The following is a 21271-nucleotide window of genomic DNA, read 5'->3' as shown; positions in this document are numbered from 1 at the left end:
ACGTTGAGAGCCCGCGCAGGGCTGGATATCAGGAAAGTTCCCGCATGCTGCCTGTGCTCATGTTTCCGCAGTTCGACCCGGTGCTCGTGCACCTCGGCCCGCTTGCGGTCCGCTGGTATGCGCTGGCCTATATCGCGGGCATCGTTATCGGTATCCAGCTTCTGAAAAGGCTGGTTACATGGGCGCCGCGGGTAGCCTCCCCGGAACTGGCCGATGATTTTCTCGTCTGGGTCACGCTGGGCATCGTGCTCGGTGGCCGTCTTGGCTATGTGCTGTTTTATCAGCCAATGGCTTTTTTGGCGCACCCGGCCCAGATCTTCGCCGTCTGGCAGGGCGGCATGTCCTTCCATGGCGGAACCATCGGCGTCATTCTGGCGATGCTGCTGTTCTGTCGTCGCTATGGGCTGAAATTTCTGGCCTTTGCGGATCGTGTGACGACCATCGTGCCGATCGGGCTCGGCTTCGGAAGAATAGCGAACTTCATCAACGGCGAGCTCTGGGGGCGTTATGCCGACCCGAGCCTGCCCTGGGCGATGATCTTTCCCGACACGGACGGTCATCCGCGCCACCCGTCACAGCTCTATGAAGCGCTGACCGAAGGGCTCCTTCTCTTTCTTGTCCTGCTGTTTGCATTGCGTCAGCCGAAGCTGCGTGAACGTCCCGGTTTTCTGGCCGGTCTGTTTCTGGTGGGGTATGGGTGCGCCCGTATTTTCTGCGAGTGCTTCCGTGAGCCTGATGCGTTCCTCGGCTATTTTCCGTTTGGCGTCACCATGGGGCAGATCCTGAGCATCCCGATGATTCTGGCTGGTATACTGCTCATGCTCCACGCCTTTCGTGCGCCGGTTTATGCGGGCCTGCCCATTGAGGAGCAGGAAAGCGCGTGAGTGTGTCGGGTCCGCAGCAGGATAGTGAACGGTTGCCCGGCGAGCGTCTGGACGCGTTCATGGGGCGTGCTAATACGGCCTACTACGCCCAACGTGACCCTTTTGCGGACTTTGTGACGGCGCCAGAAATTTCCCAGATTTTCGGTGAGGTTCTGGGCGCCTGGTGCGCCGTTGTCATGCGCAGCCTGCCGATAGCGTCGGGCTCTTCCGTCCATCTGGTGGAGGCGGGGCCGGGGCGTGGCACCCTGATGGCGGACATGCTGCGGGTTCTGGTTCGTCTCGCGCCGGACTGTCTGGCCGGTCTGTCCGTGCATCTGATCGAGACGTCGCCGCGTCTGCGCGAGGCGCAGGGGAGGGCGTTGGCTCAGTGTGGTGTGTCCGTCTGCTGGCACGACACCCTGTCCGATGTGCCGATTGGCCCGATGATTCTGGTGGCGAATGAATTTCTCGATGCTCTCCCCATCCGTCAGTTCGTCCGCACGGAGACGGGCTGGCAGGAGCGTTTCGTTCAGGACGGGCAATGGCGTTTGCAGGATTGCAGCGATGTGCCGCCAGACGTGACGGAACGTGGTGCGACTGTTGGAGACGTTGTCGAAATTTCGCCCGCTTCGGCTGGTTTTGTGCGGGATGTGGCGGAGAGACTGTGCAGAGCGCCGGGTGTGGCGTTGTTTATTGATTATGGCACGGCCACGTCCTGCGTAGGTGAATCCTTGCAGGCTCTGCGACAGGGACGGCCGGTGTCGGCGCTGGTCGAAGCGGGTACGGCGGATGTGACGGCGCATGTCGATTTCGCGTCGATGGCGCGATCTGCGCAGAGGGCGGGTGCGGTGTGCTATGGACCGGTTGGGCAGGGCGAACTGCTGCGGGCTCTCGGCGCTGTCCAGCGGGCGGAAGCCTTGTGTCGGAGTGCGCCGGAACAGGCGGGTGCGATCCGGTCCGGACTGGACAGGCTGATCGGCCCCGACAGGATGGGACGTTTGTTCAAGGCCTTGGCTGTAGCCTCGCCGGATGTCACGATTGTGCCGGGATTTTCAGAAAAAACAGCGGGAGAACAGCAATGAGCGCTGGGCTTGTACCAGACTCGGTTGTGCAGAGTCCTTATCTGTCCTTTGTGCGTCATGGATTTTTCACACGCATCGGGGGCGTTTCGGAAGGGCCTTATGCCAGCCTGAACTGTTCAACCCGGTCGGAAGATGACCCCGCTGCCGTGACGGAAAACCGCTGTCGTGTTGCCGGTTTTTTCGGTCTGCCGAATGAATCGCTTCTGGGTGTGTCACAGGTGCATGGCGACGGGGTGATCACCGTCACCGAGCCGTGGAACCCCGGCGAGGGCGGCAAGGCGGATGCGATGGTGACCGCCCGGCCCGATGTGGCGCTCGGGGTCATTACGGCGGATTGTGGGCCGGTTCTGTTCGCCTCGAAGGATGGAAAGATTGTGGGGGCAGCTCATGCCGGTTGGCGGGGTGCCGTCGGTGGTGTGCTGGAAGCGACGGTCAGCGCGATGGAAGCGCTCGACGCGTCGGTCGAGGAGATGGTGGCTGTTGTCGGTCCCTGTATTGCTCAGGCGAGTTATGAAGTCGGGACCGACATGCGGGATGCTGCACTAACGGCGGATGCGCAGGCGGCGTCATTTTTCGTATCGGGTCAGCGAGAAGGCCATTTCCATTTTGACCTTGCCGGATACTGCATGGATCGCCTGCGCCGCGCCGGAGTGACAGCCGTGGCGTCCGTGGGACTGGATACGCTTAAAGACGAGAGACGCTTTTTCAGTCATCGACGGCGCACTCTGGCAGGCGGTGGTCCGATCGGGCACCAGATCTCGGTGATTGCAGCAGGAAGCGGAGTGGAACTGGGTTGATGAAACGGATTTTTTCAAAACTTCTTCCGCTTTCGGCGACCTGCCTGCTGACCGGCTGTCTTTCGGTGCCGCATCCTTTCGAGCATGACAAGCAGGGTCAGAAGGGCGGTATGGCGACGGCTCCGACCTCCCGTCTCGATATTCCGCTCCCCAAAGATAAAAGCCTGAGTCCGGATGGCGAAAAGCTCTGGGCGGCGCAGGTGACGCAGGCGCTGCTCGATCAGTCGATCCCGGCGATGGCGCAGCCTGTCCGGTCGGGTGACTGGTGGGTGAAGCTGCATACCGAGCAGCGGGGTGACGTCATTGTGCCGCTTTATTCGTTGATGACGCCTCAGGGCACTGTCCGCGCGACGCAGGAAGGGCCGGGTGTTCCGGCTGTTGCCTGGTCGGCGGGTGGTCCGGATGTGTTGCATGAGGCGGCGCAGCAGGGCGCGGGGCAGATTGTCAGTATTCTGACCGGTGTCATGGCCGAAAGCATGGAGGAAGATCCAAAAAGTCTGAAGCACCGCGGTGCACGGATTTTCTTTCAGGGTGTGACGGGTGCGCCGGGTGACGGCAATATTTCGCTCGCGCGTGCTTTTGTGGTGTCGTTCAGGGAAATGAAGGATACGATCCAGACATCCCGGACGGATGCGGACTTTACCGTGACGACGACAGTCAAAGTGACGGACGGACCGGCCGGCTCACGGGGGCATCCGCAGCAGAATATCCGTATCGACTGGCGCGTGACTGACAAGGACGACAAGGAAGTCGGTATAGCGACCCAGCTTCACGATATTCCGGCCCATTCGATGGACGGCATGTGGGGTGATATCGCCATGGCGGCTGCGGAAGAGGCGGCAGGAGCGGTGGAGGAAATGATTACGCGGTATTCGAGCCGTGACGCCAAACCGATACCGAAACCTCAGGAAGCGAAGAAAAACAAATAGGCTGTCCGTTTCAGAAGAAATTCCAGCAGGGAAAGTGAAGAGCGCATGTCAGTCAGAATAGACCGGGTCGTCACGCGGGGCGGTGACAGGGGACAGACGTCGCTTGGAGACGGAACGCGGCTGAGCAAGGCTGATCTGCATGTCGAGGCGATCGGCGTGCTGGATGAGGCCAATGCCGCAGTCGGCGTCTTGAGGAGCCATGTTGTGGACGCTGTCTTGTCGAAGCGACTGATGGCTGTCCAGAATCTGCTGTTCGACATGGGCGGCGATCTCTGCATGCCTGAAGGCAGCAGACATGCGAAGCGTCTGACAGACAGCGTTATCGTGCCGCTTGAAGCCGAGATCGAAAGAATGCGGGCGCTTCAGGTGCCTCTGACCAGTTTCATCCTGCCGGGTGGTTCGGTGCCCGCCGCCTGGGCGCATATTGCCCGCACGGCAGTCAGGAAGGCGGAGCGCGCAGTTGTGGCGCTGTCTGAGCAAGCAACGATCAACCCTGTTCTTGTGCCGTTACTGAACAGACTTTCAGATTACTTTTTTGTACTTGGGCGTCATCTTAATGATGATGGCAGACAGGATGTGCTCTGGCAGCCCGGTGCCGCTCTGTTTGCAGAGACACCCTGATTTCCGGTTTGTGGACAGTTTGTGTCTGTTGGTCACTGAAATTCTGACTGAATGACCATGAAAGCTTTCATGACAAAAAGAATACCTGCGGGTTTCTTGTAGTAGTGAAAGCTTCGTGCTACCAGTCGTATCAATCTCGTAAAAGATGGTTGTCGGCTCAGTTCTGTCCCGGCGAAATCCCACAGATCATGGCAACAATCAGAGTTACATCTGGTGATCCGTCACGTCAGCGGTTTCTGCTTCGGTGGAACTGGTTTTGCTGACGGCCGGACTGACTTAAATTAGAAAGTATAGTAGTGGATAGTGGATTATTGAAAAGATCCTCTCAGGCCGACCTCCTGGAGGACAATCTTACGGATCATGATGCTGAAGAAGCAGCCCTGCGTGCGTTGAACCGCATGGGGTCACACAAGGCGAGCGCTCCCGCATCCGGTGGCGGTGCGCCGCGTCAGAATGATCAGCAGCTTCGTCTGTCGCCGCGCTCCGGCCAGGATGCGGCAGGACAGTTTCGCAAGCGGCGCTTTGTGCGTGATGGAGATGTGCAGGTAGAGCACAACCCGTTCTCGCGACCGACTGCCCGCACCGTGCCTGCGCATTCCGGGGACAGCGAGACAAAGCTCAACAATCGTGCTCTTGAGGCCGAAAGACGCGCACGCAATGACGCTGAGCGTCAGGTGCAGGAACTTGAAACGCATCAGCGTTCTCTCGAGACCCGTCTTGGTCACGCACAGGTTCTGATTGCCGAACTCAAGGAAAGCCTCACGACGCGTGAAGCAGAGCTGACTGCGGTGAGAATGGAACTGGCCGGGGAACAGCTTGCCCTCCAGCAGGCTCACGCTGAAATCAAGTCGCTCCGTCAGCAGGCCCGGTCTGCTTCTCCGAAAACGGCTTCGGTCCAGCGTGACGTTGACGCAGATGAAGAAGGCCAGAAACCCGTGAAATGGTGGAAAGACTGACCGCTTCTTCTTTGGTCAATTCTTCATCTGGCAGAAAAGAGCGACTGGGATTGCTGCGTGCAATCGTTGTGCTCTCTTCTGCCTGCCAGCTTGCAGCCTTGCTGGTGCCGAACCTGATTTCAGGTTTTCTGATCCTGCTTCAGAGCATTATGGAAGCGCTGTTTCTGCCCTTCCGCCTGCTCTTCAATCTCGCTGTATGGCTGACAACGGGACGACAGATCAGCGATGCTGTCACCAGTGTGGGACATGCCATCCCACCGCGCGCTTTCTCCGATGTTCTTTATCATAGCTATGGCCCGGCGGCTCTGGTCGTCATCGGTCTACTTCTGTCTGTTCTGGCTATCGGACGACGGGAGATATGGCTTCTCTGGTTGTGTTTTCTGATGCACGGGCTGGCAGGTTTTATGATTGGAGCGCCAGAGGCTGCGCTCCTGTTTCCCGCTTTGATTGCCGAAGCTTTTGCGTTCAGGGAAATCAGGCGCTGAGCAGTAATGCAGTGGTCTGTTTTTAGAAATCTGCTTTATCTCGATATGGTTTTGGAATTGTGTGGCTGTTTTTTTGACGATGCTCTCTCAAGCTTTTTGAAAAAAGCTTTACCAAAAACTTCTGTGTAATTTTAGTCGACTTTAGAGTGAACTACTGAAGTCGTGTCTCTTTCGGGTGGGTTTCCGGGATCGTCAGACCTTTCGAGTGATGAAAATGTATGACCGTAATTCGGCTCGATCGAATGGAATGCTTATTTTCATAATGAATGTAATTAACGAGAGATTTTTATCTTGAGATGGCAGTCATATCTTTCTTGTTGAAGAAATATTTTATGGAGCGCTTTTTTTGAATGTGTAGATAAGAGCGTATGAATTTGATCTGAAGAGACTTTTTTTTGGTGAAATAATTTTAATTTGCTGTTTTTATTTGTAAAAATATACATTTTTAAATAATGAAACAAAATATTGTAATAATATATAAATCAGAAGTGTTTCCGGAAAGAATAGACTTCTCTTGCCCGTATCAGAACCTTCTCAGAGAAAGCGTTGAGGCAGTGCGTGTTCAGATGAACAGGCGCATAGGAGAGTTGGCTATGTAAAACTTCCTCCTGAAAACCGGAAATTTTCAGGAGGAAGGCACAAATATCAGGTGTCAGTGGGCATGAACATGGCGTTTGCCACGATAGACGCTGGGGTGTCCCTTATGACTTTTGAGAGCCTGCGCAGCTTCCAGATGGGCCTGAGCGGTTTTCTGGAAATCGGTGGCGAAGCTCTTCAGGTCGGCATCGGATGTGGAAGCCGCTTCGTCTCCTGCCAGCTGTACCGCGTCTGTGTGCGCTGTGATGGCATTGGCAATGTAGCCTTTATCAAATTTTGCGCCTTTGATGCCGCCAAGCTCTGTAATGATTTTCTGATCGTCAGCATTCGGCGCCGTGGGCAGGGTAATACCGTGTGCCGATGCGATGGTGCTGAGACGATCTTCAGCGCTCGTATGCTCGGAAATGGCGTGCTGGGCGAAGCTCTTGACGCCGGAGGTGCCCGCGTTTGTCAGTGCGATCTTGCCGAGCGCCACTTCCGTCAGATTGGCTTCAGCCACCGTCTGCACGAACGTGGTGTCCGCTGCGGAGAGTGAAGATGGCGGCGACGGCGTGGGGGGAGCCGGAGGCTGAGACATTGAGCATGCGGCCAGGCCGCCAAGGGCTGCAACGGCAGTTATCTTTCTGAAGATATTCATGATTCTACTCTTTTGTTGCGGGTTTCCCCGAGGGCGGTGCGGGTCTGCAGAGGTTTGTTTCTTGCCGGTTCTTCTTCTCGCGGTTACGACGACGCTCATGATCTGGGCAATTACGAGAATGGTAACGGCGCGAAAGCCGAACGCACGGAGTTCCATACAGTTCACCGGAGTGTTCGGGAGGGGACTGAGATGACCATAGGACGTGTGTGGCGCGTTGCCGCCGCCTTCATGGCGGCAACGGCTGTCATCATGGGAGCTGTTGCTGCCCACCTTCCGATTGAACGGTTCGGATTGCCGGAAGGGCGAGACATCGTTCGTGAGGCGGTGCAGATGCAGATGTGGCACGCGCTGGCCCTGCTGGCGTTGGGTATGGGCCTGCGCACTCCCTCGCGTCTGCAGGCGCTGGCTGGTTGCATGATGCTGCCCGGCATCATGCTCTTCTGCGGCGCTCTGTATGTGACGGCTTTTTCCGGTCACCATCTGGGGAGCGTTGCGCCGACGGGTGGTTCTCTCCTGATCTGTTCATGGGTTCTTCTTGGCGTAGGATTTCTTGCTCGTCATGACTGATGATATTTCTGTTGGCAGTGTCTATGTCGCCGCTCCGGGATTTGAGGGCGTCCTGCAAAAGGAGCTGGAACGACTTGGGGTGACGCCAGCCTTCTGGCATGGACGGCTGGCGGTCTGCGAAGCGCCTCCTGTACCCAGTGTCTGGGCGCTTGATGTCTGGACAACGCCTGAAATTCACACGATCGTTTCAATTGGCGAGGCTGCGCGTCTGCTGAAAGGCAGGCAGCGGAACTGGTCGCTTGCGCCGGTGGAGTTCTTCCGTCGCGCCGCGCTGATTGTCGACAGGCTACCGCCCGTCAAAGCAGCGCCGCTGGTGTTTCCGCAGTTGCCACCAACAAGTCCGCTCGGTGGCTGGACACTTCTGGCTCCCGACCGGATTCTGTTTTCCCAAGCCAAGACAAGCCCTTTTCCGATGGGTGAGGTGAAGTTTATTGAAGATCGGGAGGGGCCGCCTTCACGGGCCTATCTGAAACTATGGGAAGCCTGCACCCGACTGGGACGTTGGCCGATGCCGGGGGAGACCTGTCTGGATCTGGGTGCGACACCGGGCGGATGGACCTGGGCCATTGCGAAACTTGGCGCCAATGTCACGGCAGTTGACCGTGCGCCGCTTTCACCGTCTGTCGCGGCCATGCCGGGTGTGCGTTTCCGACAGGAAAGCGCCTTTGGTCTTGAGCCGCTCAATGAAGAGCGTGTGGACTGGCTGTTTTCCGATGTTATTGCTTACCCGGAACGTCTTCTGACGCTGGCCAAACGATGGATTGAAGCAGGACGAACCGCGCGGATTGTCATGAGCGTGAAGTTTCAGGGTGAGACCGATTTCGCCATTCTGGATCAGTTCGCGGCCATTCCCGGCGCACGTCTCGCGCATCTGTTTCACAACAAGCATGAAGTGACATTTTTCTGGTCCGAAAACGGAATCTTCTGAAATTTGCATTCTCTTGTTGCGAATGTCTTTTGTGACAGTGAAAAGACGACATCACGGATCCACTTGAGGGGAAGGAGATGTGATGCGTTTTCGGAAATTAGTGTTGTGTCTGACGTGCAGTGTCACGCTGGCTGGTATGGTGTCGGAGGCCGCCATGGCCCGGACAATGACGACGGCTCCTGTGGTTGGTAACGATCCGGTTCACCCGGTTGTGGTGCCCTACCCGGCGCCTCAAATGGCGCAGGGACAGCTTCAGGCGGCGATTGCCCGCGCCAAGGTGAGTGACAAACCGGTTTTGCTGGATTTTGGAGGAAACTGGTCGCCTGACTGCTGGGCTCTGTCGGGCGTCCTTGCGATTCCGGCAGTGTCGGCATGGATCGCCCAGAATTTTGAAGTGGTGGTGATCAATATTTCCCGTCACAACACGAATATGGGTATTGGCGAAAATTACGGTGTCGAAATTACGGCGGTGCCTTCCGTCCTGATTGTGTCCCCGGAAGGAAAACTCCTCAACACAGGCACCGTTGCGGCCTTGTCCAATGCGAGCAAGATGACGCCGCAGGCGGTTGTCGATCAGCTGGCAGCCTGGGGCAAGCTGAACTGATTCATTTCAGCAAACAGTTTCTACAAAGATCATTTTATCTGTTTTTAAACCGGAATGTCCGTGTGTCCGGCCGAACAGGACGCGGAATTATTTGCAAGCGTGACGGACCCGGTCATTTCGGTCCGATTATTTCGGACAGTATTTCAGTCAGATCGCCCGTCTCGGGTGGAAGCCTGCGGGGTTCATTCCGGGATCTGTGGTGAATTGAAACAGACATCGGGTGAGGGATGGTGAGCCTTCTGCCCGGTTTACAAAAAGCATGATTCTAAAAAGAGACAGGCCGGAGGAATTATCCTCCGGCCTGTTTTTTTGTGGCTCAGGCAGATTTCAGCTGAGCTTCGGCGAACTCGTAGTTGGCGAGCTTGTCGAGATAGTTGGTGATGTAGTCAGGACGACGGTTACGGAAGTCGAGGTAGTAGGCGTGCTCCCAGACGTCGAGGCCGAGAAGCGCCGTGCCCTGACCTTCGGCGAGCGGGTTGCTGCCGTTGGCGGTCTTGGTGACAGCCAGCTTACCGTTCGGGTTCAGGACCAGCCATGCCCAGCCGGAGCCGAACTGCGTGGTGGCGGCCTTCTTGAACTCTTCCTTGAAGGCTTCAACGCTGCCCAGATCTTCCTTGATCTTGGCTTCGAGAGCCGGCGGAATTGCGCCACCGTTGGAGGACAGGTTCTGCCAGAAAAGGATGTGGTTCCAGTGCTGACCCGCATTGTTGAAAACGGGAGCCTGAGCTGGATCGCCTTTGACGGAAAGAATGATCTCGTCGAGGGACTTGCCCTGAAGTTCCGGCTTGGCTTCGACGAAGTTGTTCAGGGCTGTCACATAGGCCTGATGATGCTTGTCGTGATGAAGTTCCAGAGTCTCCTGGCACATGCCTTTGGCGGCAAGGGCGTTATAGGAGTAAGGGAGGGCAGGCAGTTCAAATGCCATGATGATGGTCTCCTTGGATTGCAATCACGAATACAGGGCGAAACGACGCCGCCCTCAACAGCTATGGTCCACCCGGAAAAGCGTCAAGGGACGCTTGCGTGATAGATGGCTGACAGCTTTCTGAAAGGTTCAACGCAGTTATGGCAGAAAGAGATCCATTAAAAATGGAAAAGCCAGACTGCGAAACGACAGCACGTTTATGTGATCCGGATCGGTTCTTCTGTGCGATGTTCCTGCCGCAGGCCATCAGAACGGCGGCTTTTACGCTCATTGCGCTGAACTGTGAGCTCTCGAAGGCGCTGGTCCTGCCCGTGTCAGGCACGGTGACCGGCCCAATGGCAGGTCTGATTCGGCTTCAGTGGTGGCGTGACGTGATTGAGAGCCCTGAGCAGGGGCGACAGTCCCGTCATGAGATTGCGGTTGCGCTGGCGGACCTGCTGGAAAGTGGCGTTGTCCGCAAGGCTCCACTTCTCACACTGATTGACGCCCGGGAGGCGGAATTGTGCCGTCTTGCAGACTGGACGGCGTGGCGTTCGGCCATGCTGGATGGCGCGGGCATGATGCAGCGGATGGTAGGCGAACTGCTGGGAATCGAGGATGAGACGATTCTGGCTGCTGTGACCCGCGCCGGGGCGGCATTCGGCACAGGGCTGCTGGTGCGGTATCTGCCTCAGGTTCTGCTCAGTGGACGCATGCCGCTACCGGAAGAGGTGTTCACGGACGTTGGACTGTCCGCTCATGCTGACAGCGAGGACCTTCTGGAAAGCGCACGGTTGTCCACGATCGTAAGCACTCTGAAGCGGGAAGGACTGGCATTTCTGCCTGACCGTAAAGAAATCCGTCGAGCAAGGCTGGCCATGCTCCCTGCGATTCTGGCTCGCAGGGATCTGAGCCGCCCGCCGGTCGCGACCGGCGCGGTCAGAGGTGTTGGTGACCGGCTGGCCGTGATGGCGGTGGGCGTCAGAGGGCGCTAAGCCCTCCTGCCTCGCTTTGTTCATCGATCGTTGGCGACGATTTTTTCCATGACCCGGATGAGTGAGGAATAATCCTCATTCGGTGACAGACGACGGGTGAGGGAAAGCTGCTGCGTGGCTGCCGCCAGAGTCGGGACGGGCACAGCTTCCCGCGCTGCCGCATCGAGCAGCAGGCGCATATCCTTCTGCATGAGGCGGGCCGGGAACTGCGGCGTAAAATTGCCGTCCTTCGCCGCTTTCAGCTTACGCTTGTGATGCGGGGAGATCACCGCCACCTGATCGAGCGCATCGAACAGCATGGAGCGATCCAGCCCTGCGGACAGACCGTAAGCGACCGACTCGGCGAGCGTCGTCAGTCCTGCGCCCATGATCCCATTGATGACGAGCTTCAGGCGTGCGCCGCTACCGGACGGGCCGGCATGGATGGTGAGCTTGCCGATGGCGTCAAAGATGGGCGCGGCTCTCGCGACGTCTTCCCTGTCTCCTCCGACGAGGATGACAAGGCTGGCAGAATCCGCTTCCGGCGTGCTGCCCGAGACCGGGGCGTCCAGCACGACAACGCCGCGTTTCTGACCGGCTTCATACAGCGTGGCTGTCGCTTCCGGTGACACCGATGAAGTGTTGATCAGCAGGGAGCCTTTGGACATGCCTGCCAGAGCTCCGTTATCGCCATACATTGATGCGGCGAGGGCTTCGTCATCAGGCACGCACACCACAACCGTGTCTGCCTGTCTGGCAAGCTCCAGAGGTGTTGGGAGCATGGGAACGGAAGGGGAGGGGGAGCGACCGGAAGGTGTGTAGGCGCTGATTGTATAACCGGCTGTCTTGAGATGATCGCCCATCCGGCTGGCCATGGCGCCAAAACCGATAAAACCGATGCGCGGCGCATTTTCGGGAGAGAGAATCTGCATGCTGGTAAGTCCTGTTCTTATCGGGGCTGAAAATATCTCCTGATAGAATGCCTGAACGATAAGACAGTTTTTTTGAAATCACTATCTCCGGACCTGCCTCCTGTTCCGGATGAAGGAACAGGGCATGCCGCCAGTCGAATGGAGGAAATGGTCTGCGCCCAAGGATATGAATGTCGTTCTTGGGAGCGAGGTCATCAGTCAGGCAAAGCGAGACCGCACATCTTCAAATACTGGCGCGGTCAGACAGGGTGCCTTGTCGGTTTTTACTCCGGAGAGTCGATTTCCTGCCGGATCTCCCGAAGGAGTTTCCCGAAAGAAGGCTGGCAGATGTGACCGGTTTCCAAATTGTGGCGCGAGAGCAGCAGGCTGTTCGCGATTCTGAGGCCGTCCGGCATGCTGGAAATCTGGCCGTTCTGAAAACTGACGCGGGAAAATGGCACACCGCAGGCGGCAAGCGTCGCATTATGCGCGAGCACACCCAAAGTCAGGACAACACGCAGATGAGGGAGTGTCTGCAACTCGGTGCGAAGAAAGTGATTGCAGTCAACGACATCCGACGGCAGGGGCAGGTCGGAACACGGTGGCGACTGGATAACGCTGACAAACCGGGTTTCCACAGGGGACAGCGTGATGTTGCCACTTTCGTCCACGCTGCGCGAAAGAAAACCCGCCTCAGTCAGTGCTTCATAGAAAACGGATTCGGTTTGTGTATCGAAGCGGGACGTGTCGTCACTTTCCCGCGGATGGATAAAGGCTGGAGCTACAATCAGAAGGCTGGCGTCAGCGGGACCGAAAGGAAGGCGTTCACCGGCCAGTCCGGTGCGGAAACCGGGCATGGCGAAGCGCGGGCAGACCGCACTGTTATCAATGGAATCCATCGTGCCTGAAAGATCGGCGGCAGATGAGGTAACGACTCCCATGTGGTCATATGCTCCTGGACACAGCCTTCCACCCCACCGGGGAGTTAAAGGGGTGGGGTGTTCGGGATAGGGTGGTGCGGCCTTATTCAGGCTCGCTCAACTGATCCGCCGGGTGGCGAATCGGGGACTGACGCGGCCGAGGTTCGGCTGGTCGACGGGTGATCTCTTCAGCAATGTCGGCCAGATCAACGAACTGGTCGGCCTGTCTGCGGAGGTCGTCACCGATAAGCGGTGGGGAAGAGCGCATGGAGGAAACGACGGTGACCCTGACGCCCTGACGCTGCACGGCCTCAACCACGCGGCGGAAATCTGAATCGCCGGTAAACAGGATGGCGTGATCGATACGGGGAGCCGCTTCCATCATGTCCACGGCGATTTCGATGTCCATGTTGCCTTTGATGCGGCGGCGACCGCTCTGATCAGTATATTCGCGCGCCGTCTTGGTCACCAGAAAATAGCCGTTATAGGACAGCCAGTCGGTCAGCGGCTTGATGGGGGAATATTCTTCAGTATCAAGGATCGCAGCATAATAATGCGCTCTCAGGAGGTGGCATCTCCGCGCGAAGAAATCGAGCATTTTACGATAATCGACATCGAAACCAAGACCGCGAGAAGCTGAGTAAAGGCTTGACCCATCAATGAAGAGGCTGGTTCGTTCAGTGTTATGAATGATCATTAAGTTTGTATTCCTTTAATACCGCTGACTGTATAGCGAACAGGTTAAGACTTGGTTATGTGTCGCCGGAGTCCTGTCGGTCTTTTCACCGGAAGGCCGGGGTATGTTTTAAAGTCTGGAGGGTTAAAGTGGTGCGGGTTGTGATAGCCATTGGCGCGAACCTTGCCGGTTATGCTCCTGCTGATGGAAAACTGTTAGCCCCCGCCGCAACCTGCGAGGCGGCTGTAGAGGCCTTGCGAGAGCTTGACGGGCTGAGCGTGGATGCCGTGTCCTCGTGGTATGAGAGCGAGCCTGTTCCGCCCTCCGGTCAGCCTCCCTACATAAATGGCATCGTAGTGGGCAAGTCTTCTCTTGCGCCGGAAGCGCTGCTTGACGCATTGCACGGGATTGAGGCCGCATTCGGGCGTGTCCGGAGTGTTGTGAACGCCGCCCGCACTCTGGATCTGGATCTGATCGACATGGGCGGGCTGGTCAGAACGGATGTGGCTCCGCTGCTGCCGCACCCACGGGCTCATGAAAGAGCCTTCGTGCTTCTGCCAATCAGGGATGTTCTGCCTGACTGGCAAGAGCCGGGCTCGGGAAAAACGGTGCAGGCCCTGCTGGATGCGCTGCCGCCTCAGGCGATCCGACGGCTGGAGCCGGACGCGCACTGACCAAGGCTTCCCTTGTCGCGGGGATGGTGGTAGGAAACGTCTTTAACAAAATTTTCCGGAGGTCCGCCCCATGGCGCGCGTCACAGTCGAGGATTGCGTCGAGAAGGTGCCGAACCGCTTTGAACTGGTTCTGCTTGCTGCTCAGCGTGCACGCAACCTGTCCCGCGGTGAGGAACTGACAGTCGATCGCGATAACGACAAGAATCCTGTTGTCGCGCTTCGTGAGATCGCCGAGGAGACCGTTCAGCTTGAGCCGCTGCGCAGCGACCTTGTGCGTTCGCTGGCGCGTGCTCCCGAGCCTGAGCCTGCCGATGAAGAGGTCATGGATCTTATCCCGACCGAGCAGAACATCTTCGGTCTGCAGGAAAGTTCCGCAGAGGAGGAGGTGACTGACCTCTCTCCTGAAGAAATGAAGGCCGCTTTCGAGGCCGAAATGTCAGGCCGCGGCAAACGCTGAACCCGCTCTGACACATGACACCGCCGGGCGCTCCTTTTCCGGAGCGTCTGACGGGGACTGAACCTCCTCCGGCCAATCATGGAGATTTTCGTCATCCCCGCGCTTTCTCCTGCCGTTCCGCTGTTTGACTGTAACCTGTCCGGTGGAAAGGCATGAAGGTGGAGCAGGAAAAGCATCTCGTGCTCGCCCGGGGGCGGGGTGTGTCACCATCGGAAAATGACGAAATTACCGAGGTTTCGGCTGATCGCCTGATCAAGCGTATCCTTCGATACAATCCTGACGCGGACATAGCGCTCGTCCAGAAGGCCTTCGAGGTTGCGCGTACTGCGCACGAAGGCCAGTTGCGCGATGCGGGTGATCCCTACATTACCCATCCGCTCTCCGTTGCGATGATCCTCGCGCGGTTCCGGATGGATGTGCCATCCATCGCAACGGCTCTCCTGCACGATACAATTGAGGATACCGGCGTCACCATCGAGACGCTGCGGGAGCAGTTTGGTCCAACGATCGCCGAACTGGTCGATGGCGTCACCAAGCTGACCCGTCTTGAACTCCAGTCCGACCGCACCAAACAGGCCGAGAACTTCCGCAAGCTGGTGCTGGCGATGTCGCGGGATATCCGCGTGCTCATCGTCAAGCTGGCGGATCGTCTGCACAACATGCGCACCCTGCATTTCGTGCAGCGTGAGGATCGCAGACGCCGCATCGCCCGTGAGACGATGGATATCTATGCGCCGCTCGCCGGCCGTATCGGTATGGATCGGGTCAAGACGGAGTTGCAGAACCTCGCCTTCGCTCAGTTGGAGCCGGAAGCCGACGCCACCATCCGCGCCCGCCTGAATTACCTGCGCGGGCAGGGCGCTGACATCATTGAGGACGTCAAACGCGAGCTGGCGCGTCTGTGCCGCGAATCCGGGATTGAGAATGTCGACGTAAAGGGGCGTGAGAAATCGCCCTATTCGATCTGGGAAAAGATGCAGCGCCGCAATGTGGCGTTCGAACAGCTCTCCGACATCATGGCGTTCCGCCTCATCGTGGAGTCGCGGGAGGACTGTTACGCCGCGCTCGGCGCGATCCACGGCGCTTTCCCGATGATCGCCGGACGGTTCAAGGATTACATCTCCACACCAAAGGCCAACGGTTACCAGAGCCTTCATACCGGTGTGACGCTGCGCCATCCGCGCAATCAGAAAATTGAAGTTCAGATCCGCACCGAGGAGATGAACGACATCGCCGAGAACGGTGTGGCGGCGCACTGGGCCTACAAGCAGCTTCCGACTGGCGCCGCGCCGGACGAGGTTGTCGGCAAGATGAAGCGCCCGCGCTGGGTGCAGGATCTGCTCGAAATTCTGGAAGATTCGTCAGCACCGGACGAATTTCTCGAAAACACCAAGCTGGAGCTCTATCAGGATCAGGTCTTCTGCTTCACGCCGAAAGGTCAGCTGATTCCGCTGCCCGCTGGCGCGACGCCGGTCGATTTTGCTTACGCCGTGCACAGTCAGGTCGGTGATTCGTGTGTCGGCGCGAAAGTGAATGGACGGCTGGTGCCGCTGCGTTACGAGCTTCAGAACGGCGATCAGGTCGAGATCATGACCGCTCGCGGCGGCGCGCCGTCGCCGTCATGGGAACGGTTTGTCGTCACAGGCAAGGCCCGCGCCCGCATCCGCCGCTATGTCGCGCAGCAGCAGCGTCAGGTCTCGCTCGACTCGGGTAAGGCGACGCTCGCCAAGGCGTTCCGTCAGGAAGGCGTGGACGGTTCCGAAAAGGTGCTGGAGACGCTGCTCAAGGAACTGAAGCAGGCGTCTGTTGAAGATCTGTATGTCGCGGTCGGCACCGGCAATATCGGGCCGCGTGATGTTGTTCATGCCGCTTATCCCGAATTGCGCCGCACCACCCGTGGCCCCCGCATGGTGCCGGGTCTCGTGGCGCGTGCGCCGGTGCCCAAGCCGAAAACGGGTGGGGCCGGGATGGCGCCGCTGGTCGGCCTCGGGGCAGGAATTGCCGTTCATTTTGCTGGCTGCTGCCATCCGCTGCCGGGCGACCGGATCGTGGGCGTGGTCGCCAGCGGCAAGGGTGTGACCATCCATACGGCAACCTGTCAGACGCTGGAATCCTTTGCCGCTACACCTGAGCGCTTTCTGGATGTGGACTGGGATTACGAAGCGCTCGGACGTGTCGGGAAGGCGGGTAGCGAACCGTTTGTTGGTCGTGTCACGGTGATTGCTGCGAACGAGCCGACCACGCTGGCGACGATCACCAATGGCGTGTCCCGGCAGGATGGCTCGATCGTCAATCTCAAGATCGTGCATCGTCAGCTTGATTTCATGGAAGTGCTGGTGGACGTGGAAGTCCGGGATCTGCGGCATCTGTCGAGTGTGATCGGGGGGCTTCGCTCCGTGGAGGGAATCTCTCAGGTCGAGCGGGCGCGGTCATGAGAGGCTTTCCGGCATGATCATCGGCACCGGCATGGATCTGTGCGACATGCGCAGGATCGAAAAAGCCATCGAACGCTTCGGGGCCCGTTTTCTGGATCGTGTCTTTACGGAAACCGAACGGGCGCGGGCGGAACGTCGCAGCGGGCAGGCGAGGATTGGAGCATACGCCAAACGCTGGGCCGCCAAGGAAGCCTGCGCCAAGGCGCTTGGAACAGGGTTTGCCGACGGCGTGTTTCATAGCTGCATCGGTGTGGGCAATCTGCCGTCCGGGCAGCCGGTGCTGACCCTGACCGGAGGGGCTGCCGTCAGGCTGGCCGCCATGGTTCCGGCGGATATGGAGGGGCGTCTTCACCTGTCGATGACGGATGATACGCCTTACGCACTGGCGCAGGTCATGATCGAGGCCCTGCCGCGTCTCTGAGCGCTTTTGCTTGACAGGGGTGGGTCGCCTCGGCTTCATCCGCCGTTCGCCCGGTCAGGGTGCGATAGCCTTGCCGTGTGGCGGGGATCAGGCGGAAACAGGGGATGGAATGAAGCCTAAGGACGAAAGCGTAACGACGCAGGGACATGGGGCTGCCCGTAAAGGGGAGAGCCTGTTTGACTTCGTGCGCTGGTTTGCAAGTGTCATTCTGCTGGTTCTGGTGGTGCGCACATTCCTCTACGAGCCGTTCAACATTCCCTCCGGTTCGATGATCCCGACGCTTCAGGTGGGGGACTATCTGTGGGTTTCCAAATATAGCTACGGCTATTCGAAATACTCATTTCCGCTCTCTCCCAACCTGTTTCAGGGGCGCGTCTGGGGTGCGGAGCCGCATCGTGGCGATGTGGCGGTGTTCCGTTTCACCAAGAACCCATCCATTGATTACGTGAAGCGGATCGTGGGTCTGCCCGGTGATCACATCCAGATGCGTGAAGGGCAGCTTTATCTCAACGGCACGGCTGTGCCCTGTGCGCCTGAAGGCGAATATGCCGAGCAGGACGAATATCATATGGGCCGGAAAGGGCATCTGTGTCGGGAGACCCTGCCGGGAAGCGCCGGGCGGACGCCTGTCGAGCATGAGGTTCTGCTTTTTCCGGAAGATGGACAGCGCAACGATACGCCTGACTACATTGTCCCCCCCGGCTATTTCTTCGCGATGGGTGACAACCGTGATCACAGCGCGGACAGCCGGTTCATGGGCGATGCCGATCAGGATCTCGGGTTTGTGCCCATGGAGAATCTCGTTGGCCGGGCAGGTATGATCTTCTTCTCTGTGGATATGACGCACCCGATCTGGCAATTCTGGGCATGGCCGACGGAAATCCGGTGGGCCCGGCTTTTCCATGTCGTGCACTGATCGACAGTGACGAACGGGGATCTTGTGGAACAGACCGTACTCGACAGCCTGCAGCAGCGGATTGGTTATCGGTTCACCAGCGCGAAGTTGCTGGGAGAAGCGCTGACCCATCGTTCCGCCGCGCATCAGCGGCGTACGGGAAAGCGTCCTGGAAAAAGCAGCGGGAAAAGCCAGACCAAAGGCGCTGGCTCGAACGAACGGCTTGAGTTCATAGGCGATCGGGTGCTCGGGTTGCTGATGGCGGAATGGCTGCTGGAACGCTATCCGGATGAGCAGGAAGGAGCGCTTGGTTCGCGTCATGCCCATCTTGTGTCGCGCACCGCGCTGGCGCAGGTGGCGCAGGAACTGGGACTGCCTGAAGCTCTGGATGTCGCCGAGCACGAGGACAAGGCCGGGATTCGTGGCACGGCGAACGTGCTGGCCGATGCGCTCGAAGCCATTCTGGGTGCGCTGTATCTGGATGGTGGCCTGGAGCCGCCCCGCAAGCTGGTCCGGCAGTGGTGGGGAAGCGCCATCATCGCGCAGGCGCGGCCGCCGAAAGATCCGAAAACGGCTTTGCAGGAGTGGGTTCTGGCGCGTGGGCTGGCTCTGCCAGCCTATGAGGTGGTCAGCGCGGACGGGCCGTCACACGCTCCCTGCTTTGTCGTGGAAGTTCACGCCGCCGGTATGGTTGGCGAAGGAGAAGCGGGTAGCAAGCGCGCGGCCGAAAGTGCCGCCGCAGCCAATCTGCTGGAAAGATTTAACACTGCACCGGGAGCAGGACGGAAATGACAGAAGAGACACGGTGCGGGTTCGCCGCGCTGGTCGGGGCGCCGAATGCAGGGAAATCGACCCTGCTGAACCGTATGGCGGGCGCAAAGCTGTCGATCGTCAGCCCCAAGGCGCAGACAACACGCTTTCGGGTGCTGGGCATCCTGATCCGGCACGCAACCCAGATTCTGATCGTTGATACGCCGGGTATCTTCCGTCCGAAGCGCAAGCTCGATCGCGCCATGGTGGCGGCGGCATGGTCAGGCTCCGAGGATGCGGACGTCACGCTGCTGCTGATCGACGCGAAGTCCGGACTGGATGATGCGACGACGGCCGTGATCGAACAGCTGGCGAAGGCCGGACGACGTGTCTGGCTGGTGCTGAACAAGACCGATCTGGTGACGCCGCAGTCCCTGCTGCCGCTGACGGCGGCTGTTGCCGAGATGATCCCGGTCGAGCATGTCTTCATGATCAGCGCCCGCACGGGTAATGGCGTGGACGATCTGCTCGATCGTCTGGCGGAGTCCCTGCCGCCCGGTCCATTCCTTTATCCGGAAGATGACATGACCGATCTGCCGGATCGGTTGCTGGCGGCGGAGCTGGTGCGTGAGCAGATTTTTCTGCAGACGCATGAGGAGGTGCCGTATGGCGCGACGGTCGAGACGGAAAGTTTCGTCGAGCGTCCGGATGGTTCCGTACGGATCGATGTCACCGTCTATGTTGGCCGGGCGAGCCACAAGGCGATCCTGATCGGCGAGCGGGGCCGCCGTATCCGGGAAATCGGTCTCAAGGCGCGGCTTCAGTTGGCCGATCTGCTGGACCGGCCCTGTCACCTGTTCCTCAATGTGAAAGAACGTGCTGGCTGGGATGAGGAGCGGGCGCGTCTGCGGGCCATCGGGCTGGATGATAACGCCTGAAGACTGTTTTTGAGTGTTGCGTGGGGGCGGCGCTCTGTGTTTTGCCCCTGATCCGACAAAGCCTGATCCCGGCTGGATGAAATGAAAAGGGTGATGGAGGCTCTGCCCTTTCTGGCAAAGGTGGAGCCCGCCCGATCTCCTGTTTCAAAAGCATGAACGGATTTTGTGGGGCGTGAAGCTGTGCGTCAGCTTGGCCGGTTTTTCTCAGAGACCTGATGATCGAACGTGGGAGGCCATCCACTGATGACGGGGATAAGGCGCTCCTGTTCTGGAGCGACTCCTGACAGGTAAACCTGAATTTTATAGGGATATTTACGTCTGTTCTTGTGATACGCGCCATCGGGCGATATGACGTGGCCTCGGGTTCCATGTCATATCGTTCGGCAGGACGATGAGGGACGTGGACATAACATCCGAATTATCCGCGCATTGAGGTACCATGAACATCACCGCTGAAGGCCCCGCCACGCCGCGTCGTGCGCTCCTGAAAATATCCGGTGAGGCGTTGATGGGCACCGGCCAGTATGGCGTTGACGCCCAGACGGTCGACCGCATCGCGGCTGACGTCGCTGCTGTCGCACAGAGCGGCATTCAGGTCTGCCTTGTTGTCGGTGGCGGCAATATTTTCCGCGGACTGACAGCCGCAGCGCGCGGCATGGACCGCGCCCAGGGCGATTATGCCGGGATGCTGGCCACCGTCATCAACGCGCTGATGGTGCAGAACGCCCTGGAGCGGGAAGGCATCCCCACGCGGGTCATGTCGGCCATTCACATGTCCTCGATCGCCGAACCCTATATCCGTCGCCGCGCCGTCCGCCACATGGAAAAAGGCCGGGTTGTGATCTTCGCCGCCGGCACGGGCAATCCCTTCTTCACGACGGATACGGCGGCAGCCCTGCGGGCCGCAGAGATGGACTGCGACATTCTGCTGAAGGGAACGCAGGTGGACGGCGTCTATGACTCCGATCCCCGCAAAAATCCGGACGCCAAGCGCTATGAGAGCCTGACCTATCTTGAAGTTCTGTCACGCGATCTCAATGTCATGGACGCCGCGGCCATCAGCCTCGCCCGTGAGAACAGACTGCCGATCATTGTCTTCAATATTCACGAAGCAGGGGCTTTTCAGCGCGTGCTGAGGGGCGAGGGGCCATTTACACGGATTGAAGAAGCCGGTTGATACAGCGCAAAGACGTTCATCAATCATTCATGTTTGAACCGGCGTGCGAATCATTGCAGCCGGTCTGTTGAGG

General features: G+C 58.6%; 24 protein-coding genes. 19 read left to right on the top strand and 5 right to left on the bottom strand.

Annotation, left to right across the window (positions count from 1 at the left end):
* Window positions 1-44: 44 nt before the first annotated feature.
* From lgt to GVI59_RS12035, 7 genes are all read left to right on the top strand, one after another.
* Window positions 45-884, top strand: a complete 840-nt coding sequence (lgt, locus tag GVI59_RS12065; protein ID WP_173574466.1) for a prolipoprotein diacylglyceryl transferase — start codon at window positions 45-47, stop codon at window positions 882-884.
* Entirely contained in the window at window positions 881-1945 is a 1065-nt protein-coding gene (locus GVI59_RS12060) for an SAM-dependent methyltransferase (protein WP_173574465.1), read from the top strand. The genes lgt and GVI59_RS12060 overlap by 4 nt, the downstream gene beginning before the upstream one ends.
* Window positions 1942-2742, top strand: coding sequence for a peptidoglycan editing factor PgeF (gene pgeF, locus GVI59_RS12055; protein ID WP_173574464.1), 801 nt, complete (start codon window positions 1942-1944; stop codon window positions 2740-2742). The genes GVI59_RS12060 and pgeF overlap by 4 nt, the downstream gene beginning before the upstream one ends.
* Complete coding sequence (locus GVI59_RS12050; RefSeq protein WP_173574463.1) at window positions 2742-3671, top strand: hypothetical protein; 930 nt, start codon at window positions 2742-2744, stop codon at window positions 3669-3671. Before pgeF ends, GVI59_RS12050 begins: the two co-directional genes overlap by 1 nt.
* A gap of 45 nt (window positions 3672-3716) precedes the next feature.
* Window positions 3717-4292 carry a cob(I)yrinic acid a,c-diamide adenosyltransferase gene (locus tag GVI59_RS12045; protein ID WP_173574462.1) on the top strand — a complete coding sequence of 192 codons (576 nt, stop codon included), beginning with the start codon at window positions 3717-3719 and terminating at the stop codon, window positions 4290-4292.
* A 311-nt stretch (window positions 4293-4603) separates the two neighbouring features.
* Entirely contained in the window at window positions 4604-5248 is a 645-nt protein-coding gene (locus GVI59_RS12040) for a hypothetical protein (RefSeq protein ID WP_173574461.1), read from the top strand.
* 50 nt (window positions 5249-5298) lie between these two features.
* Entirely contained in the window at window positions 5299-5733 is a 435-nt protein-coding gene (locus tag GVI59_RS12035) for a hypothetical protein (RefSeq protein WP_173574460.1), read from the top strand.
* Window positions 5734-6385: 652 nt separating this feature from the next.
* Here GVI59_RS12035 and GVI59_RS12030 read toward each other — a convergent pair.
* Entirely contained in the window at window positions 6386-6967 is a 582-nt protein-coding gene (locus tag GVI59_RS12030; RefSeq protein WP_232876787.1) for a DUF4142 domain-containing protein, read from the bottom strand.
* Window positions 6968-7156: 189 nt separating this feature from the next.
* Here GVI59_RS12030 and GVI59_RS12025 point away from each other — a divergent pair, with 189 nt between their 5' ends.
* The 3 genes from GVI59_RS12025 (at window position 7157) to GVI59_RS12015 (ending at window position 9066) form a co-directional block, all read left to right on the top strand.
* A complete protein-coding gene (locus tag GVI59_RS12025) occupies window positions 7157-7534 on the top strand; it encodes a DUF423 domain-containing protein (RefSeq protein ID WP_173574458.1) in 378 nt (125 codons plus the stop codon).
* Complete coding sequence (locus GVI59_RS12020) at window positions 7527-8462, top strand: SAM-dependent methyltransferase (protein ID WP_173574457.1); 936 nt, start codon at window positions 7527-7529, stop codon at window positions 8460-8462. The genes GVI59_RS12025 and GVI59_RS12020 overlap by 8 nt, the downstream gene beginning before the upstream one ends.
* A gap of 82 nt (window positions 8463-8544) precedes the next feature.
* On the top strand, window positions 8545-9066 hold the full coding sequence (locus GVI59_RS12015) for a thioredoxin family protein (RefSeq protein ID WP_173574456.1): 522 nt from the start codon (window positions 8545-8547) through the stop codon (window positions 9064-9066).
* Window positions 9067-9382: 316 nt separating this feature from the next.
* Here GVI59_RS12015 and GVI59_RS12010 read toward each other — a convergent pair whose 3' ends face one another.
* Entirely contained in the window at window positions 9383-9991 is a 609-nt protein-coding gene (locus tag GVI59_RS12010; protein ID WP_099348322.1) for a superoxide dismutase, read from the bottom strand.
* 164 nt (window positions 9992-10155) lie between these two features.
* On the opposite strand from GVI59_RS12010, the gene GVI59_RS12005 reads away from it, so the two are divergent.
* Complete coding sequence (locus tag GVI59_RS12005) at window positions 10156-10965, top strand: squalene/phytoene synthase family protein (protein ID WP_173574455.1); 810 nt, start codon at window positions 10156-10158, stop codon at window positions 10963-10965.
* Window positions 10966-10985: 20 nt separating this feature from the next.
* Here GVI59_RS12005 and GVI59_RS12000 read toward each other — a convergent pair whose 3' ends face one another.
* The 3 genes from GVI59_RS12000 to GVI59_RS11990 all read right to left on the bottom strand — a co-directional run bounded on the left by GVI59_RS12000 (window position 10986) and on the right by GVI59_RS11990 (window position 13472).
* Window positions 10986-11876 (bottom strand): NAD(P)-dependent oxidoreductase, encoded by an 891-nt coding sequence (locus GVI59_RS12000; protein WP_173574454.1) that lies wholly within the window; start codon window positions 11874-11876, stop codon window positions 10986-10988.
* Window positions 11877-12139: 263 nt separating this feature from the next.
* Window positions 12140-12796 carry a uracil-DNA glycosylase family protein gene (locus tag GVI59_RS11995; RefSeq protein ID WP_173574453.1) on the bottom strand — a complete coding sequence of 219 codons (657 nt, stop codon included), beginning with the start codon at window positions 12794-12796 and terminating at the stop codon, window positions 12140-12142.
* Between the two features lie 82 nt (window positions 12797-12878).
* Complete coding sequence (locus GVI59_RS11990) at window positions 12879-13472, bottom strand: LabA-like NYN domain-containing protein (RefSeq protein ID WP_173574452.1); 594 nt, start codon at window positions 13470-13472, stop codon at window positions 12879-12881.
* A 131-nt stretch (window positions 13473-13603) separates the two neighbouring features.
* On the opposite strand from GVI59_RS11990, the gene folK reads away from it, so the two are divergent.
* The 8 genes from folK to pyrH all read left to right on the top strand — a co-directional run bounded on the left by folK (window position 13604) and on the right by pyrH (window position 21198).
* On the top strand, window positions 13604-14125 hold the full coding sequence (gene folK, locus GVI59_RS11985) for a 2-amino-4-hydroxy-6-hydroxymethyldihydropteridine diphosphokinase (protein WP_173574451.1): 522 nt from the start codon (window positions 13604-13606) through the stop codon (window positions 14123-14125).
* Window positions 14126-14195: 70 nt separating this feature from the next.
* Window positions 14196-14582 (top strand): DNA-directed RNA polymerase subunit omega, encoded by a 387-nt coding sequence (gene rpoZ / locus GVI59_RS11980; protein ID WP_077813480.1) that lies wholly within the window; start codon window positions 14196-14198, stop codon window positions 14580-14582.
* Window positions 14583-14734: 152 nt separating this feature from the next.
* Window positions 14735-17017, top strand: a complete 2283-nt coding sequence (locus GVI59_RS11975) for a RelA/SpoT family protein (RefSeq protein WP_194299122.1) — start codon at window positions 14735-14737, stop codon at window positions 17015-17017.
* 13 nt (window positions 17018-17030) lie between these two features.
* Complete coding sequence (gene acpS / locus GVI59_RS11970) at window positions 17031-17438, top strand: holo-ACP synthase (protein ID WP_173574450.1); 408 nt, start codon at window positions 17031-17033, stop codon at window positions 17436-17438.
* Window positions 17439-17547: 109 nt separating this feature from the next.
* Window positions 17548-18354: a signal peptidase I gene (gene lepB, locus GVI59_RS11965; RefSeq protein ID WP_173574529.1), complete on the top strand. Its 807-nt coding sequence runs from the start codon at window positions 17548-17550 to the stop codon at window positions 18352-18354.
* A 24-nt stretch (window positions 18355-18378) separates the two neighbouring features.
* Window positions 18379-19125, top strand: a complete 747-nt coding sequence (rnc, locus tag GVI59_RS11960) for a ribonuclease III (RefSeq protein ID WP_173574449.1) — start codon at window positions 18379-18381, stop codon at window positions 19123-19125.
* The gene (gene era / locus GVI59_RS11955) at window positions 19122-20021 is read left to right on the top strand and encodes a GTPase Era (protein WP_173574448.1); all 900 of its coding nucleotides are present in this window, start codon (window positions 19122-19124) and stop codon (window positions 20019-20021) included. The genes rnc and era overlap by 4 nt, the downstream gene beginning before the upstream one ends.
* 439 nt (window positions 20022-20460) lie before the next feature.
* Window positions 20461-21198, top strand: coding sequence for a UMP kinase (gene pyrH, locus GVI59_RS11950; protein ID WP_010668150.1), 738 nt, complete (start codon window positions 20461-20463; stop codon window positions 21196-21198).
* Window positions 21199-21271: the final 73 nt, after the last annotated feature.

Origin of the sequence: Acetobacter sicerae (assembly GCF_011516765.1) — a bacterium.
Lineage (GTDB): Bacteria > Pseudomonadota > Alphaproteobacteria > Acetobacterales > Acetobacteraceae > Acetobacter > Acetobacter sicerae.
This window is presented reverse-complemented; position numbering and strand designations above follow the sequence as displayed.